General features: G+C 72.4%; 17 protein-coding genes and 1 pseudogene. 11 read left to right on the forward strand and 7 right to left on the reverse strand.

Annotated features, from left to right (window positions below):
• Positions 1-645 (reverse strand): 2-phospho-L-lactate guanylyltransferase, encoded by a 645-nt coding sequence (gene cofC / locus P4R38_RS05880; RefSeq protein ID WP_277191422.1) that lies wholly within the window; start codon positions 643-645, stop codon positions 1-3.
• 109 nt (positions 646-754) lie between these two features.
• Between cofC and P4R38_RS05885 the strand changes: the two genes are divergently transcribed.
• Together P4R38_RS05885 and P4R38_RS05890 are read left to right on the forward strand one after the other, a co-directional pair.
• On the forward strand, positions 755-1516 hold the full coding sequence (locus P4R38_RS05885; RefSeq protein WP_277191423.1) for a lysophospholipid acyltransferase family protein: 762 nt from the start codon (positions 755-757) through the stop codon (positions 1514-1516).
• Entirely contained in the window at positions 1513-2514 is a 1002-nt protein-coding gene (locus tag P4R38_RS05890; protein ID WP_277191424.1) for an NAD(P)H-dependent glycerol-3-phosphate dehydrogenase, read from the forward strand. Before P4R38_RS05885 ends, P4R38_RS05890 begins: the two co-directional genes overlap by 4 nt.
• On the opposite strand, the gene P4R38_RS05895 is transcribed toward P4R38_RS05890, so the two are convergent.
• Positions 2495-3574, reverse strand: a complete 1080-nt coding sequence (locus P4R38_RS05895) for a trans-sulfuration enzyme family protein (RefSeq protein WP_277191425.1) — start codon at positions 3572-3574, stop codon at positions 2495-2497. The two genes, P4R38_RS05890 and P4R38_RS05895, sit on opposite strands and share 20 nt — an antisense overlap.
• Before the next feature lie 72 nt (positions 3575-3646).
• Between P4R38_RS05895 and P4R38_RS05900 the strand changes: the two genes are divergently transcribed.
• Complete coding sequence (locus tag P4R38_RS05900) at positions 3647-4768, forward strand: D-alanine--D-alanine ligase family protein (RefSeq protein ID WP_277191426.1); 1122 nt, start codon at positions 3647-3649, stop codon at positions 4766-4768.
• Between the two features lie 19 nt (positions 4769-4787).
• Here the strand turns inward: P4R38_RS05900 and P4R38_RS05905 are convergent, their stop codons facing one another.
• Both P4R38_RS05905 and P4R38_RS05910 read right to left on the reverse strand, forming a co-directional pair.
• Positions 4788-5243: a DUF3515 family protein gene (locus tag P4R38_RS05905; RefSeq protein ID WP_277191427.1), complete on the reverse strand. Its 456-nt coding sequence runs from the start codon at positions 5241-5243 to the stop codon at positions 4788-4790.
• A complete protein-coding gene (locus P4R38_RS05910) occupies positions 5222-5455 on the reverse strand; it encodes an Lrp/AsnC family transcriptional regulator (protein ID WP_275240761.1) in 234 nt (77 codons plus the stop codon). Before P4R38_RS05910 ends, P4R38_RS05905 begins: the two co-directional genes overlap by 22 nt.
• A gap of 110 nt (positions 5456-5565) precedes the next feature.
• On the opposite strand from P4R38_RS05910, the gene thiL reads away from it, so the two are divergent.
• From thiL to P4R38_RS05930, 4 genes are all read left to right on the forward strand, one after another.
• On the forward strand, positions 5566-6558 hold the full coding sequence (gene thiL, locus P4R38_RS05915) for a thiamine-phosphate kinase (RefSeq protein ID WP_277191428.1): 993 nt from the start codon (positions 5566-5568) through the stop codon (positions 6556-6558).
• 76 nt (positions 6559-6634) lie between these two features.
• The gene (locus P4R38_RS05920) at positions 6635-8335 is read left to right on the forward strand and encodes a sodium:solute symporter family protein (protein WP_277191472.1); all 1701 of its coding nucleotides are present in this window, start codon (positions 6635-6637) and stop codon (positions 8333-8335) included.
• 21 nt (positions 8336-8356) lie between these two features.
• Positions 8357-8863: a hypothetical protein gene (locus P4R38_RS05925; RefSeq protein ID WP_277191429.1), complete on the forward strand. Its 507-nt coding sequence runs from the start codon at positions 8357-8359 to the stop codon at positions 8861-8863.
• A 148-nt stretch (positions 8864-9011) separates the two neighbouring features.
• Positions 9012-9692, forward strand: coding sequence for a snapalysin family zinc-dependent metalloprotease (locus tag P4R38_RS05930; RefSeq protein WP_277191430.1), 681 nt, complete (start codon positions 9012-9014; stop codon positions 9690-9692).
• 54 nt (positions 9693-9746) lie between these two features.
• Here P4R38_RS05930 and P4R38_RS20045 read toward each other — a convergent pair whose 3' ends face one another.
• From P4R38_RS20045 to rpmB, 3 genes and pseudogenes are all read right to left on the reverse strand, one after another.
• Positions 9747-10076, reverse strand: coding sequence for a hypothetical protein (locus P4R38_RS20045; protein WP_346770746.1), 330 nt, complete (start codon positions 10074-10076; stop codon positions 9747-9749).
• Between the two features lie 98 nt (positions 10077-10174).
• Positions 10175-10555: pseudogene (locus P4R38_RS20050) on the reverse strand (class I SAM-dependent methyltransferase); the annotation flags it as partial.
• Between the two features lie 76 nt (positions 10556-10631).
• Positions 10632-10826, reverse strand: coding sequence for a 50S ribosomal protein L28 (gene rpmB / locus P4R38_RS05940; protein WP_275240766.1), 195 nt, complete (start codon positions 10824-10826; stop codon positions 10632-10634).
• Positions 10827-11042: 216 nt separating this feature from the next.
• Between rpmB and P4R38_RS05945 the strand changes: the two genes are divergently transcribed.
• The 4 genes from P4R38_RS05945 (at position 11043) to coaD (ending at position 15879) form a co-directional block, all read left to right on the forward strand.
• Entirely contained in the window at positions 11043-12542 is a 1500-nt protein-coding gene (locus P4R38_RS05945; RefSeq protein WP_277191431.1) for a DAK2 domain-containing protein, read from the forward strand.
• A 5-nt stretch (positions 12543-12547) separates the two neighbouring features.
• Complete coding sequence (locus tag P4R38_RS05950) at positions 12548-14740, forward strand: ATP-dependent DNA helicase RecG (protein ID WP_346770742.1); 2193 nt, start codon at positions 12548-12550, stop codon at positions 14738-14740.
• On the forward strand, positions 14740-15312 hold the full coding sequence (gene rsmD / locus P4R38_RS05955; RefSeq protein ID WP_277191433.1) for a 16S rRNA (guanine(966)-N(2))-methyltransferase RsmD: 573 nt from the start codon (positions 14740-14742) through the stop codon (positions 15310-15312). The genes P4R38_RS05950 and rsmD overlap by 1 nt, the downstream gene beginning before the upstream one ends.
• Before the next feature lie 75 nt (positions 15313-15387).
• The gene (coaD, locus tag P4R38_RS05960; RefSeq protein WP_277191434.1) at positions 15388-15879 is read left to right on the forward strand and encodes a pantetheine-phosphate adenylyltransferase; all 492 of its coding nucleotides are present in this window, start codon (positions 15388-15390) and stop codon (positions 15877-15879) included.
• The last annotated feature ends 2 nt before the right edge of the window (positions 15880-15881 follow it).

A 15881-nucleotide genomic window follows, 5' to 3' on the forward strand; every position in this document is an offset into this window, starting at 1 on the left:
TCATGCCGTCCTTCGCGCGGTGGGGTCCAGCACCCTGCTCGACCAGGGGCCGATGCCCATCTCGACGGCCCGTTCGAGGGAGCCGATGTCGTCGACGTCGTGGCGCAGCGTCGGCAGGTCCAGCTCCAGGACGGTGCACCGGCGGGCGTGCCGGGCCGCCGACCCCCGGCCGAACCGAGGGGCGAGCGCGGTCGCGTCGTGGTGGGTGAGCAGGACCGTGCCCGAGCCCTCGCGGTCCGGTACGAGCGCGCTCTCGGTCGCCGCGCACGCCCGCAGACCCGCGGACAGCTCCTCCGCCCGCAACGCCGGGAGGTCTCCGAGCAGCACCGCCGCGGGCAGCCGCGGGTCGCGTCGGGTCGCCTCGTGCAGGCCCGCCCGGACCGCGCCGTTCAGGCCGCGACCGGGGTCGGGCACCGTCGTGATGTCGTGACGAGCCATCTCGGCGCTGACCAGGTCGTCCTCGGTGACCACGATGACGCGATCGGCGCGGACCACTTCCTGGACCACCGAGAGGGTGTCCATCGCCAGGGCGAACGCGAGGTCCGCACGGGCGACGCCCGCAGGTGGCCGGAGCCGGGACTTGGCCCGGAAGCGACTCTTCACCGGGACGATGACGTGCCAGGCCGAGGTGACGGGAGTGCTCACCGACCCATCGTCGCAGAGACCGGGCGCGCGCCGGCCCGTGACACGGGTCGACACTGCATGCTGAGCGCAGGCAGTATGACCCGAGCCCAGTGGTCGCGAGAGGAGAACCGTGCAACGCCCGCCCATGCGTGAGGACATCACCCCCCTCTACCGCGGCATCATCACGACGGTCCGTCCGGTGCTGCGCAAGGTCACCGCCCAGCGGTGGTCGGGCGAGGAGCACCTACCCGGGACGGGTGGCTTCGTGATCGCGTCGAACCACGTCTCGAACTTCGACCACTTCCCGCTGGCGCACTTCCTGGTCGACCACGGTCGCGCGCCGCACTTCCTCGCCAAGAGCGTGCTGTTCGACCCGCCGGGTCTGAAGCAGATCATGAAGGGCACGGGGCAGATCCCGGTCTACCGCGGCACGACTCGCGCCTCGGACGCGCTGTCGGCCGCGACGGCGGCGCTGCGTGGCGGCGCGTGCGTGTGCGTCTACCCCGAGGGCACCATCACCAAGGCTGCGGGGTACTGGCCGATGACGGGCAAGTCCGGTGCAGCGCGGCTCGCTCTGGAGACCGGCTGCCCGCTGGTCCCGATGGCGATCTGGGGTACGCAGGACATCCTCGAGCCGTACGCCGGCCTGCGGCTGCCGAAGGTCATCCCACCCCGCCCGGTGACGGTCCGCGTCGGTCCAGCGCTCGACCTGAGCGACGTCCGCGACGAGCGCCCGACGCCCGCGGTGCTGGGCGAGGTGACCAACCGTCTGATGGACGCGATCACCGGGCTCCTGGAGGAGATCCGCGGGCAGAGCGCCCCGAGCCATCGCTTCGACCCGCGCAAGGACACGCCGGTCCGGGGCAAGAAGTCGAAGAAGAGGTCGTCGTGACGAGGGTCGCCGTGTTCGGGAGCGGCAGCTGGGGGACGGCGTACGCCTCGATCCTGGCCGACGCCGGCTGCGACGTGACGATGTGGTGCCGTCGCGCGGAGGTCGCCGAGGAGATCAGCAGCACCCATCGCAACCGCACCTACCTGCCGGACCTCGTGCTGCCGGGGTCGGTCCGGGCAACCGCGGACCCGGATGAAGCCGGGACCGGCGCCGACATCGCGGTGCTCGCAGTGCCGTCGCAGACGCTGCGCGACAACCTCGCGCAGTGGGGTGACGCCCTGGGTGACCAGGCCGTCGTCGTCTCCCTGATGAAGGGCATCGAGCTCGGGACGACCAAGCGGATGAGTGAGGTCGTGCAGGACGCCGGCCGGGTCGACCCCGCCCGGATCGTCGTGGTGTCAGGGCCGAACCTCGCCGTCGAGATCGCGGCGAAGCAGCCTGCGGCAGCCGTGGTGGCCTCGACGGGCAAGCCGGCCCGGGCCCGCGTGGCCGAGGCGAGTGCGACCCCGTACTTCCGGCCGTACACCAACGGCGACGTCGTCGGCGTCGAGATCGGCGGCGCCGTCAAGAACGTCATCGCCCTGGCGGTCGGCATGGCCAAGGGCATGGGCATGGGTGACAACAGCATGGCCAGCCTGCTCACCCGCGGCCTGGCGGAGACCGCCCGGTTCGGGGTGCGCCTCGGCGCGGACCCGCAGACCTTCCTCGGGCTCGCCGGCGTGGGCGACATGGTGGCGACCTGCGCCTCACCGCTGTCGCGCAACTACTCCTTCGGCTTCAAGCTGGGGCAGGGCATGTCACTGGAAGAGGTCGTCGCCGACACCCGGCAGACCGCCGAGGGCGTGAAGTCGTGCGAGTCGATCCTGGCGCTGGCCCGGCAGGTCGGCGCGGACGTGCCGATCGTGGAGGCGGTCGAGGCCGTGGTGCACGAGGGACGCAACCCGCGCGACCTCGTCGGGCTGCTGATGACGCGGGCCCTCAAGCACGAACGGAGCTGAGCGCGCCGTCGAGGTCACTCCACAGGTCCTCGACGTCCTCGATGCCGACGCTCAGCCGCACCAGCTCCTCCGGCACCGTCGTCGGCTCCAGCGGGTGCCGGCGGCGGCGCTCGATCAGGGACTCGACGCCGCCGACACTGGTCGCCGGCGTCCAGACCTGCACGGTGCGCTCGACCTGCTCGGCCGCCGCTCGGCCGCCGGCCAGCTCGATGCTGACCACGGCGCCCATGCCGGGGTAGCGGACCACACGGACGGCCGGGTGGGCACGCAGGCGTCCGGCCAGCTCGGCGGCGCTCGCGCAGGCGCGCTCCATCCGCAGGTGGAGGGTGCGCATGCCGCGCAGAGCCAGCCACGTCTCGACCGGACCCGGGATCGCGCCACGCAGGCTGCGCTGCTCCACGAGGCGGTCCAGCAGCGCGTCGTCCGAGGTCACGACGGCACCGAGCAGCAGGTCGGAGTGCCCCGAGAGCCACTTGGTCGCCGAGTGCACGACGGCGTCCGCGCCGAGCGCGAGCGGCCGCTGCAGCAACGGCGTGGCGAAGGTGTTGTCGCAGAAGGAGAGGACGCGGCGCTCGCGCGCGGCGCCCAACAGGCTCGGCAGGTCGGCGACCTCGAGCATCGGGTTGGTGGGGGACTCGACCCACAGCACGTCGGCGCCGTCCAGCGCCGCGAGCACGTCGTCGGTCCGGCTGACGTCGACCCGGCGGACCTGCAGGTGCCCGTCCCGCTCGAGAGCGTCGAGCAGACCGCCGGTGCCGTTGTACGCGTGGTGCGGAGCCACGACGACCCCGCCCGCCGGTGTGAGGTCCAGGCACGCGGCGATCGCACCCATGCCGGAGGCGAACGCGAGCCCCCGCCCGCCCTCCAGCGAGCCCAGCGTCTCCTCGAACGCGCTCCACGTCGCGTTACCGGTCCGGGCGTACCCGACCGGTCCGTCGGCGACGTACGTCGAGCTGAGCTCCAGCGGAGGGCTCACCGGTGCACCCGGCGTCCGCTCCGGACGGCCACCGGCCACCAGGCGGGTCGCGACGGTCAACGACGAGGGGTCAGGTCCGGCCATGGCGTCAGCCTGGCACGTCGGGTGGGTGGCGCTGCACGGCAGACCGCGAGACGGGCACTAGTCTCGTCCGCGATGAGCACCTCACCAGCCTCCGGCAAGCAGCGCGTCGCGATCGTCTTCGGCGGTCGCTCCTCCGAGCACATGGTGTCCTGCGCGACCGCCGCGGGCGTGCTGGAGGCCATCGACCGGGAGCGCTTCGAGGTGCTGCCGATCGGCATCGCCCGCGACGGCCGGTGGCTGCTGATGGCCGACGACCCGAAGCCGTTGCAGCTGACCGCGTCCCAGCAGCCGGAGGTCGACGGCGACACCGCGGTCGTCGTCCCCGCCGACCCGGCCGGCCGCGACGTGCTGGTCCTGGAGCCCGGGCAGCCGCCGCGTGAGCTCGGGGCGGTCGACGTGGTGCTCCCGCTGCTGCACGGACCCTTCGGCGAGGACGGCACCCTGCAGGGCCTGCTGGAGCTCGCCGACATCCGGTACGTCGGATCGGGCGTCTCGGCGTCCGCGGTGATGATGGACAAGCACCTGATGAAGGTCGTGTTCGCCGCCGCCGGTCTACCCGTCGGCCCGTACGTCGTGATCACCGACAAGGAGTGGCGCCGGGACAAGGCGCTCGCCCTGGACGCGGTGAGCTCGCTCGGGTGGCCGGTCTTCGTCAAGCCCGCCCGGGCCGGCTCCAGCCAGGGCGTGATGAAGGTCGAGCACCACCAGCAGCTCGAGTCGGCGATCGAGGCCGCCCGGGAGCACGACCCGAAGGTCATCGTCGAGGCCGCCGTCGTCGGGCGCGAGATCGAGTGCGGCGTGCTCGAGGGCCACGGCTCGGACCGTCCACGCGCCAGCGAGATCGGCGAGATCGAGGTCATCGGCGGCCACGACTTCTACGACTTCGAGGCGAAGTACATCGACGAGGGCAACGTCCGGCTCAGCTGTCCCGCGAGCATCGCGCCCGAGGTGGCCGCGGAGGTCAAGGAGCTGTCGGTGAAGGCGTTCGAGGCCGCGGGCTGCGAGGGTCTGGCGCGGGTCGACTGGTTCTACGAGCCCGGTGGGCGGCTGGTCCTCAACGAGATCAACACGCTGCCCGGCTTCACCCCGCAGTCGATGTTCCCGCAAGTGTGGGCCCAGAGCGGCCTGGACTACACCGCGCTGATCACCGAGCTGATCGAGCTGGCCACCGAGCGTCGTACCGGCCTGCGCTGACCCCAGGCTCTCCCGATCGTCAGGAGCAGCGGTGGGGGCCCTGCGGGATCGCGGCTGCGGCGCGGGTGAACGCGCCCAGCACGGTCGGCTCGGGGGAGTACTTCTTCGGGACCAGCACCTCGATGGCCGGGTCGCGTCCGTACGTGACGAACGACATGCCGTCCGACAGCGGCGTACCCACCCAGTCGATGCCGCTGACGCCGAAGCACTGCCGGCTCGTGGGGCCGGGTGAGGTCACGCCGCACCGGGCGATGATCGCCGGGTCGCCCCACGCCCGCACGGACGCGGAGCCGGTCGAGACGTCCCGGCGCTGCTGGTTCGACACCGTGCTCGGCCAGGCCGCGGACGCCTTGGTGCACAGCGGGTCCGAGGCGCCGTCGGCCACGGTCACGTCCACAGCCGAGGAGCAGCCCGCGACCAGCAGCCCGGCCGGGAGCAGGAGAGTGAGCCGCCTCAGACGTGGACGATCGTGCACGTCAGCGTCCGCGTGATGCCGGGGACGTCCTGGATCTTGGCGATGACGAGCTTGCCCAGCTCGTCGACGGTCTTGGCCTCGATACGGGCGATCACGTCGTACGGCCCGGTCACGTCCTCCGAGAGCGCCACGCCCTCGATGGCGGCCACGTCGGTGGCCACGGACGACGCCTTGCCCACGTCGGTCTGGATGAGGATGTAGGCCTGAACCACTGCTGCCTCCGTGCTGGGGTGGCCCGGTGCGACCCGGGTGGGGACCTCCTTGGGTCCCGGCACCCAGACGCTACCGTGCGGTGCAGCCATCCAGACCCCGAGGGAGCCAGGTGACCACCACGCGGACGTCGCGTCCTGCCGGCGACGCCGGCCCGACGCTGGCCGACCTCGACGAGGACCAGCTGCTGGAGCGCATCTTCCCGGCCCTGCCGGGAGGTCCGGCCGTGCTGGTCGGGCCGGGCGACGACACCGCCCTGCTGCGCGCCCGCTCCGGCGCCGTGCTGGCGACGACCGACGCGATGGTGCGCGGCCGGGACTGGCTGGACGAGTGGTCGACCGGCGAGGACGTCGGCCGCAAGCTCGTCGCCCAGAACGCCGCCGACATCGCGGCCATGGGCGGTCGCACGACCGCCCTCCTCGTCACCCTCGTCGCGGACCCCGCGACGTCCGTCGCGTGGGTGAGCGACATGACGACCGGCCTCGCCGCGGCCGCCGCCGAGGCCGGGATCGCGGTCGTCGGCGGTGACCTGTCGTCTGCGCCCACCGGCACGCTGGCCCTGTCCGTCACGGCGCTCGGTGAGCTCGACGGCGAGCCCGTCCTGCGCTCCGGGGCACAGGTGGGTGACCAGGTCGCCGTTCACGGCACCTTGGGCTGGTCGGCGGCGGGTCTGCTTCTGCTGCAACGGGACTCGGCGACGCGCGCACCGGATCTCGTTCGCTACCACCGCGCGCCGCTCCCCGCGTACGAGGAAGGGCCACGGGCGGCCGCGTCCGGTGCCACGGCGATGCTCGACATCTCCGACGGTCTCGTGCGCGACGCGGGACGCATCGCGAAGGCGAGCGACGTCCGGATCGCCCTGGACACAGGGTTGCTCGCCGACGACATCGGCCGACTGGTGCCCGCCGTGGGCGCCGATGGCGCTCGCGACTGTGTCCTGACCGGCGGCGAGGAGCACTCCCTCCTCGCGTGCTTCCCCCGCGCAGGCGTGCCGTCCGGGTGGCGAGCCGTGGGCGTCGTCCAGGACGGATCCGGGGTGACGGTGGACGGCACCGTGACCGTCGGCGGCGGCTGGGACCACTTCGCGCGGCGCGCCACGCCGTAGCAGCACCTGCGACGCCATCAGGAGTAGCGTGCCAAGGTCACGTCAGCCCTGACCGGAAGGCGATTCGCCGATGCTCATGGACACCAGCGCGTTACGGCTCGACGCAGGGCCGATCGACTACGTGCTCGTTGCGCTGTACTTCACGTTCGTGCTCGGGATCGGGTACGTCGCCAGACGCCAGGTCTCGACCAGCCTCGACTTCTTCCTCTCCGGTCGGTCGCTGCCCGCCTGGGTGACCGGCCTGGCGTTCATCGCGGCCAACCTGGGCGCCGTCGAGATCATGGGCATGTCCGCCAACGGCGCCGAGTTCGGCATGGCGACGATGCACTACTTCTGGATCGGCGCCGTCCCGGCGATGCTGTTCCTCGGCGTCGTGATGATGCCCTTCTACTACGGGTCCGGCGTGCGCAGCGTCCCCGAGTTCATGCGGCGCCGCTTCGGCACGGGCGCGCACCTGGTCAACGCCATCAGCTTCGCGGTCGCCCAGGTCCTCATCGCGGGCGTGAACCTCTACCTGCTGGCCACGATCGTCAACGTCATCCTGGGCTGGCCGATCTGGGTGTCGACCATCGTCGCCGCGCTGATCGTCCTCTCCTACACCGCGCTCGGTGGCCTGTCGGCCGCGATCTACAACGAGGTGCTGCAGTTCTTCGTGATCGTCGCCGCGCTCGCGCCGCTCACGATCATCGCCCTGCACAAGATCGGCGGGGTCGACGGCCTGGTCGACAAGGTCAAGGGCAGCACCGGCGGTGAGGAGAACCTCAAGTCCTGGCCCGGCACCGGGCTGACCGGCATCGAGACACCGTGGCTGTCGGTCGTCGGCATCGTCTTCGGTCTGGGCTTCGTCCTCAGCTTCGGCTACTGGACGACCAACTTCGTCGAGGTCCAGCGGGCCATGGCGTCCCGGTCCATCTCCTCCGCGCGGCGGGCGCCGATCATCGGCGCCTTCCCGAAGATGTTCATCCCGTTCATCGTCGTGATCCCCGGCATCATCGCGGCGGTCATCGTGCCGGAGATGTCCAAGTACAAGGCAGCCGGCGGTCCGGACGGCAGCGAGGTCAAGTACAACTACGCGATCCTGTACCTGATGCGCGACCTGCTCCCCAACGGCATGCTCGGTATCGCGATCGCCGGTCTGCTCGCCTCGTTCATGGCCGGCATGGCCGCCAACATCTCCGCGTTCAACACGGTCTTCTCCTACGACATCTGGCAGCAGTACGTCGTCAAGGACAAGGAGGACGGCTACTACCTCGGGGTCGGCCGGGTGATGACGGTGGTCGCGACCGCGATCGCCATCGGCACCGCCGCGATCGCCTCCGGCTACAGCAACCTGATGGACTACCTGCAGACGCTGTTCGGGTTCTTCAACGCCCCGCTGTTCGCGACGTTCATCCTGGGCATGTTCTGGAAGCGGATGAGCCCGACCGCCGGTTGGGCCGGTCTGGTGTCGGGTACGGCCGCGGCCGTGGTCGTGGCGCTGCTGAGCAAGGACTCGCTCGGCGACCTCAGCACCGGAGCGCTGAACCTCTCGGGCCAGGGCGCGAGCTTCGCCGCAGCCGGTGCGGCGTTCGTGGTCGACGTGGTGGTCAGCGTCGTCGTGAGCCTCATGACGAGACCGAAGCCGGAGAAGGAGCTGCGCGGGCTGGTCTACAGCCTCACCCCGAAGGAGGACTTCGAGGACGATGAGTCCAGGTCCCTGCCGTGGTACCAGTCGCCGGTGAAGCTCGCCGGCATCGGTCTGGTGCTCGTCATCATCCTCAACGTCATCTTCCACTGAGCCCGGACGGAGTCACACATCATGGCCAAGAAGACAGCGGGCGCCTTCGACATCCGCAACATCATCGCGATGCTCGTCGGGATCTACGGCATCGTGCTGGTCGTCATGGGGTTCGCCTCGGCTGATCAGCACGAGCTCGACAAGTCCGACGGTCTCAACATCAACCTGTGGGCGGGCTGGGCCATGGTGGCGGCCGCCGCCCTGCTCGTGCTGTGGAGCGTGCTGCGGCCCGTGGTCATCCCACCGGAGGCCGAGCAGGGCGCGTCCGGTGCCGTGGGAGCGCGTGGTGCTGCCGAGGGCACCGCCGCGGCAGGTGCGGGCACGGCCGGAGCGGCGGCTGCTGACGGGACGACGGCTGCTGACGGGACGACGGAACGGACCGCGGACGGGGTGGGGGAGCGCACCGGCCGGGTCGACGACACGCAGACAGCGACCCACGGCGACGAGCAGAACATCTCGACCAGCGGTGCCAGCGCGTTCGAGCCGGGCGACCAGGACCACTCGGACGAGGAGCCGAAGGACACCTGACCGACATGGGGTGTTCACAAGATCCCCCTTGCCAACTCCTGACCTGCTCCGAACGGGGGGCCGACGTCCGGCTGCCTACCGTGGGCGGACCCCGCAGGGCACCACCCCGGTGACCCATGAGCGCGGGGTCGACCAGGAGGAAGAACGCATGAGGAAGACCGCAAGCGCCGCCGTCGCCGTCCTGACCGGGGCACTCACCGTCGGCGTGTCCGCCGGCACCGGTGCGCACGCCGCTGAGGCACCGGCGCACTCGTCGGTGTCCGCGCCGGCGTACACGCCCGGGTCGAACGACGACGCCGCCAACGAGCACCTCCGCAACCAGCTGCGGCAGGCGCTCGCGCGGCAGGCGACCTCGGCGCCGCGCGTGCAGGCCGCCACGACTGTGTACTTCTCGGTGGCCGACGCCCCCACCTACGCCGGGGTCATCCGCCAGGGCGCCGAGATCTGGAACAGCAGCGTCAGCAACGTCAAGCTGGTCGAGAACGACTCGTCCGCGACGCTGACCTACCGCGAGGGCAACGACTCGCGCGGTTCGTACGCCTCCAGCGACGGCCACGGCAGCGGCTACATCTTCCTGGACTACACGCAGATGGGCGAGTACGCGCAGGTGCGGGTCACCGCGCACGAGACCGGTCACGTGCTGGGCCTGCCGGACCACTACGAGGGTCCGTGCAGCGAGCTGATGTCCGGCGGCGGCCCGGGCCCGTCCTGCACGAACGCCAACCCCAACTCCACCGAGATCTCCCAGGTGAACGCGCTGTGGGCCAACGGTGTGACCGGTGGGGTGCTGAAGACCCCGAACGCCGCGCCCCGGGTGCTCGTGCACTGACCCGCGCACGAGACCGTCGACGACGCCCCGGTGCTCACCGGGGCGTCGTCGTGCTCAGACCAGGACGATCAGCTCGCCGTGCAGGACGCTGAGCCAGCCGTCCGGAGCGGCTGCCCAGGCCCGCCAGGCCTGCGAGATCCGGTGCAGTGTCGCCTCGTCGGCGAGCCCGTCGCGCAGCGCCTGCTGAGCGACGGTCGACGTCGTGATGCGGTCGGCCCACATCTCGCCCCACCACCTGCGGTCCTGCGGGGTGGCCAGGCACCAGGTGCTCGAGCTCGGGATGGCCTGCGGCAGGCCTGCCTGCTGCGCCCACGACAGCAGCCGGCGTCCGGCGTCGGGCTCACCGCCGTTGGCGCGGGCGGCCGCCTGGTACAGCGTCTCCACTCCTCCAGCCCGGGCAGCCTCGGCCACCACGCGAACGCCGCGTAGTCGCTGTCCCGGACGGCGACGATCCCGCCGGCCCGCGTCACGCGGGCCAGCTCGCGCAGTGCCTGGACCGGGTCGGTGACGTGCTGCAGCACCTGGTGGGCATGGGAGACGTCGAACGCGTCGTCCGGCAGGTCGAGCGCGTGCACGTCGGACACGACGGTCGTCGCGGCCACGCCCTGACGCCGCAGCTCGGCCCTGGTCAGGTCAGCGGCGGCGTCGGTGAGCTCGATCGCGGTGACCGCTCCAGGGGCGACGCGGCGCGCCAGGTCAGCGGTGATCGTCCCGGGCCCGGAGCCCACGTCGAGCAGCTGGTGTCCCGCGCGGAGCCGGGGGAGCAGGTAGCCGCAGGAGTTCTCGGCGGTCCGCCACCGGTGGGACCGCAGCACGCTGTCGTCGTGGCCGTGGGTGTACGTCGCGCTGCGGGAGCCGTCCATGGCAGGAGCCAACAGCAGAGGCCGACCCTCCGTCAGGAGGATCGGCCTCGGGGTCTCGCCCTACGGGCGAGAGAGGTCAGCGCGTGACCTTGCCCGCCTTGAGGCAGGAGGTGCACACGTTCAGACGCTTCGGCGTGGTGCCGGCGTCACCGACCAGCGCACGAACGCGCTGGATGTTCGGGTTCCAGCGGCGCTTGGTGCGGCGGTGCGAGTGCGAGATGTTGTGACCGAAGCTCGGTCCCTTGCCGCAGACGTCGCAGGTGGCAGCCACGGGTTTCTCCTGAGGTCGAACGTATGAACTGGACGAGATGTCTTGGTGCTCCCTCCGGGCGATCGGCCGCACGCGTGATCGGCCCAGGCCGCTCGGGGGAACCGGTCAAGAATAGCCGAGGCGCCCGTCCAGCACCAAAACGGACGCCGCGGGGCGGCTCCGCCCGGCGTGGCACACCTGCAGGCTAGCCTTCGTCACGCCCGCAAGGAGGTGTCCATGACCCTGGACGTGCTCGACCTGCCCGCGCTGCGCCGGTGGGTGGTCATCGCGCGCGCCGACCTGGCCAGGCACGCCGCCGCGATCAACGGGCTCAACGTCTTCCCCGTCCCGGACGGCGACACCGGCACCAACCTGCTGCTGACGCTGGACGAGGCCGCTCGCGAGGTCGCCGCGCTGCGGCTGACCGGTCTCGCCGAGTCCGCCGAGGCCCTGGCCCGGGCGACGCTCACCTCCGCCCGGGGCAACTCGGGGGTCATTCTCAGCCAGCTCGTCCGCGGGGTGGCCGAGATCGCGGGTCGCGGGACAGGCGAGCAGCTCGACCACGACGACCTGCGGCAGGCCCTCGCACGCGCGAGCGTCCTCGCTCGGTCCGGTGTAGCCCGTCCGGTCGAGGGCACCGTCCTCAGCGTCGCCTCCGCCGCGGCCGACGGCTGCGCCGACGGGTCCTCTCTCGCAGAGGTCTCCGGCCGTGCAATCACCGCGGGCCGGGAGGCGCTCGCGCGGACCCGCGAGCAGCTGGACGTCCTGCGCGAGGCGGGCGTGGTCGACGCCGGCGGCGCGGGCTACCTCCTGGTGCTCGAGGCGCTGGACCGGGTCGTCCGCGACGATCCGAGCCCGGCGGACGGCGACGCCACGCCGGAGTGGCTGCTCGCCGCCGGGCCGGTGTCGCTCGGCGCGGCGGGCTCCGACGACTGCGGACCGCGGCACGACGGACCCGCGTACGAGGTGATGTACCTCCTGGACGACAGCGACGACGTACGGGTCGAGCGGCTGCGCGGCCGGCTGGACGCCCTCGGCGACTCGGTCGTCGTGGCCGGCGGGCCGCGGGTCTGGTCGGTCCACGTGCACGTCGACGACGTCGCCGCCGCCCTCAACGCCGGGGTGGGCGCCGGTCGGCCGCACCGCTTCCGGGTGACGCGCTTCGACGTCGGCGCGCCGCCGCCTCGTCCGGTGGCGGGCTTCGGGATGCTCGTGGTGGCGGACGGCCTCGGCGACCTCGACGGCGTCCGGGGCTCGCAGGTGGCGCTGGTCGACGTCGCGGACGTCCGCGACCAGCCGGGTGCCGTCGTGGACCGGCTGCGCGACCTGGGCGGCGACGAGGGCGTCCTCGCCCTGACCGACTCCACCGCCGCGGCGGAGATCGTGCACGAGGCCGCCGCCATCGTCGGACGGGTCGTGCACGTGGTCGGGTCCCACCCGGTGCACGTCCTCGCGGGCCTCTCGGTGATCGACGGCGACGGCTCGCTGGTCGACGCCGCCCGGGACGCACTGGAGGTCGTCGACGAGGCCGTCGTCGTCCTTCTCGAGAGGACGGGCGCCGAGCAGACGGCACAGGTGCTCGACCGCGTCCGGGAGTCGGGCGCCGAGGTGGTGACCCTGGTGACCGGAGCGGGCGCGCAGGTCCCGGCCGAGCTCCTGGACGGGCTCGCCGGCGTCGAGGTCACGGTGCTGGAGAGCCGGGCGCGCGGCTGGGCTCTCGCGGTGGGCCTGGAGTGAGCGGCGTGCAGCGGTCGACCCGGCTGGTCCGGGTCCTGGGCGATGCCGCCAAGAAGCTGGAGAAGGCCCGCGGGCTCGGCACGGTGGGGGACCTGCTGGAGTTCCTGCCGCGGCGCTACATCGACGCCAACACCTCCGGCCGGCTGTCGGAGTTCACCGTCGGCGAGACGGCCGTGCTGGTCGCGACCGTCGTCTCCGCGCAGACCCGCAGCATGCGCAACCGCCGGGGTCGGATGCTCGAGGCGGTGATCCAGGACGCCGACGGGACCACCGCGCGCCTGGTGTTCTTCCGCGCGTACGGGCACGACAGCCGCCTGCTGCCCGGGGTGCGCGCCCTGTTCCGCGGCAAGCTGGACGCCTACCGCGGCGGGTGGCAGCTCTCGCACCCGGACTACACGCTCGTCGACGGCGAGGACGACACGGTGTACGAGGGCGGCCTCGTCCCGCTCTACCTCAACATCCCGGGCGTCACCGACATGCAGCTCACCCAGTCGATGCGCCTGGTGCTGGACCAGCTCGACGACGCCGACGACCCGGTCCCGCCGGACGTGCGGGACCGCCGCGACCTGGTCGACCAGCCCACCGCGTACCGGCTGCTGCACCTGCCGCGCTCGATGGCCGAGGTGGGGCGGGGCAAGCGACGCCTGCGGTACGACGAGGCGCTGGTCGTGCAGACCGCCCTCGCCCAGAGCCGGCACCGGTACGACGCGGAGGAGGCCGTCCCGCGGCGCCCGCTGGCCGGCGGCCTGCTCGCCGCCTTCGACGAACGGCTGCCGTTCGAGCTGACGCCGGGCCAGCAGCGGGTCAGCGAGGAGATCGCCGAGGACATGGCGCGCAGCCGGCCGATGCACCGGCTCCTGCAGGGGGAGGTGGGTTCGGGCAAGACGATCGTCGCGCTCCGGGCGATGCTCGCGGCTGTCGATGCCGGCGCGCAGGCCGCGCTGCTCGCTCCCACGGAGGTCCTGGCCCAGCAGCACGAGCGCTCGATCCGCGCGATGCTCGGCGACCTCGCCGAGGCGGGCATGCTCGGGGGCGCGGAGCACGCCACGGGGGTGGCCCTGCTGACCGGGTCGATGTCCCGCGGCCAGCGCGAGCGGGTCCTGCTCGACATCGCCACCGGTCCGGTCGGCATCGTGATCGGGACGCACGCCCTGATCCAGGACCAGGTCATGTTCGCCGACCTCGGCCTCGTCGTCGTCGACGAGCAGCACCGGTTCGGGGTCGAGCAGCGAGATGCGTTGCGCAGCAAGGCACTTCGGCCTCCGCACGTGCTGGTGATGACTGCGACGCCGATCCCTCGTACGGTCGCGATGACGGTCTTCGGCGACATGGACACCTCCTCGCTCACCGAGCTGCCGAGGGGCCGGCAGCCGATCGCCTCGCACGTGGTCCCGGCGTCCCGGCCCGCGTGGTTGGAGCGAGCCTGGACCCGCCTCGCCGAGGAGGTCGGCCGCGGTCATCAGGCGTACGTCGTGTGTCCGCGCATCGGCGACGCCGACGACGGCGCCCGGGAGAGCGACGTCGAGGTCGAGACGGACGCCGAGGAGTACGCCGACGAGGAGCCGGCCGAGACGCCGCGCGAGCTGCACGGGGTCTACGAGACGCTGCAGCGGCTGCGCGAGGAGCCGGCCCTGCGCGGGCTCCGGGTCGAGATGCTGCACGGCCGCATGACGCCCGAGGACAAGGACGCCGTCATGCGCGCGTTCGGCGCCGGCGAGGTCGACGTCCTGGTGTCGACGACCGTCATCGAGGTGGGCGTCGACGTCCCCAACGCCACCGCCATGGTCGTGCTGGACGCCGACCGGTTCGGCATCTCCCAGCTGCACCAGCTGCGCGGTCGGGTCGGGCGAGGCTCGGCCGGCGGCCTGTGCCTGCTGGTCACCGAGTCGGACAACCCCGACACGGTCGCGCGGCTGGAGGCCGTCGCGGGGACGACGGACGGCTTCGCCCTGGCCGACCTCGACCTGGAGCTGCGGCGGGAGGGCGACGTGCTCGGGGCGAGCCAGAGCGGGCGGCGCTCCGGGCTGCGGCTGCTGCGCCTCACCCACGCCAAGGACATCGAGCTGATCGAGCAGGCCCGCGAGGACGCCGGGGCGCTCGTCACCGAGGACCCCGACCTGCTTCGGCACCCGGCGCTCGCCGAGCTGGTCCGCAGCCGGCTGGACGACGAGCAGGCCGCGTTCCTGGAGCGCGGCTGATGTCGCGGATCATCGCCGGGACGGCCGGCGGCCGGCGGATCGAGACTCCACCCGGCGCCGGCACGCGGCCGACGACCGACCGGGTGCGCGAGGCGCTCTTCTCCCGGCTGGAGCACCTCGAGGTCCTGGAGGACGCGGTGGTCCTCGACCTGTACGCCGGCTCCGGGGCCCTGGGCCTGGAAGCCGCCAGCCGTGGCGCGGCCGCCGTCACGCTCGTCGAGGCGGACCGCCGGGCGGCCACCGTGATCCGGCGCAACGTGGCCGATCTCGGGCTGCGCCAGTGCCAGGTCCGCGCCGAGCCGGTCGAGCGCGTGCTCGCGTCAGCGCCGAGCGAGCGCACGGTCGAGCTGGTCCTGGCCGACCCGCCGTACGACGTGGAGGAGACGTCGCTGGAGCGGGTGCTGGCCCTGGTGGTCCCGTGGCTGGTGCAGGACGCCCTGCTGGTGATCGAGCGCTCCTCCCGCTCGCCCGAGCCAACCTGGCCGGCGGACGTGGAGCTGATCGGCCCGCGGCGGTACGGCGAGACGGTCATGTGGTTCGCCGAGTACCTCCCCGAGGGCGAGATCGCCTGAGGCGCACTAGGGTCGAGGGCGGCGTCGCGGCGGCCGTCCGGCGCCCGACCCACGAGCCGGCAGAGCGAGGCGCAGATGAGCGGCAACCCACGACGGTGCGTGTGCCCCGGTTCGTACGACCCGATGACCAACGGGCACCTGGACGTCGTCACGCGGGCGAGCGCGCTGTTCGAGGAGGTCGTCGTCGCGCTGCTGTACAACCCGGACAAGCACGGGACGTTCTCGCCGCAGGAGCGGCTGGAGCTCATCGAGAAGTCGGTCGCCCACCTGCCCAACGTCCGGGCCGAGGGCTTCGGCAAGGCGCTGGTGGTCGACGTGTGCGAGCAGGTCGACGCGGGCGTGCTCCTGAAGGGGATCCGCGGGGACGCCGACTACGACTACGAGCTGCCGATGGCCCTGATGAACCGCGAGATGACCGGCGTGGAGACGCTGATGCTGCCGGGCGATCCGCGGCTGGGGCACTACTCCAGCTCGCTGATCCGCCTGATCGCGAGCCACGGCGCCGACGTTTCCGCGATGGTGCCCGAGCCGGTCCTGCAGCCGCTGCTGGAGCGGCTGCGCGGCTGAGT

Origin of the sequence: Luteipulveratus flavus (assembly GCF_029439465.1) — a bacterium.
In the GTDB taxonomy this organism is placed as follows: Bacteria; Actinomycetota; Actinomycetes; order Actinomycetales; family Dermatophilaceae; genus Luteipulveratus; species Luteipulveratus flavus.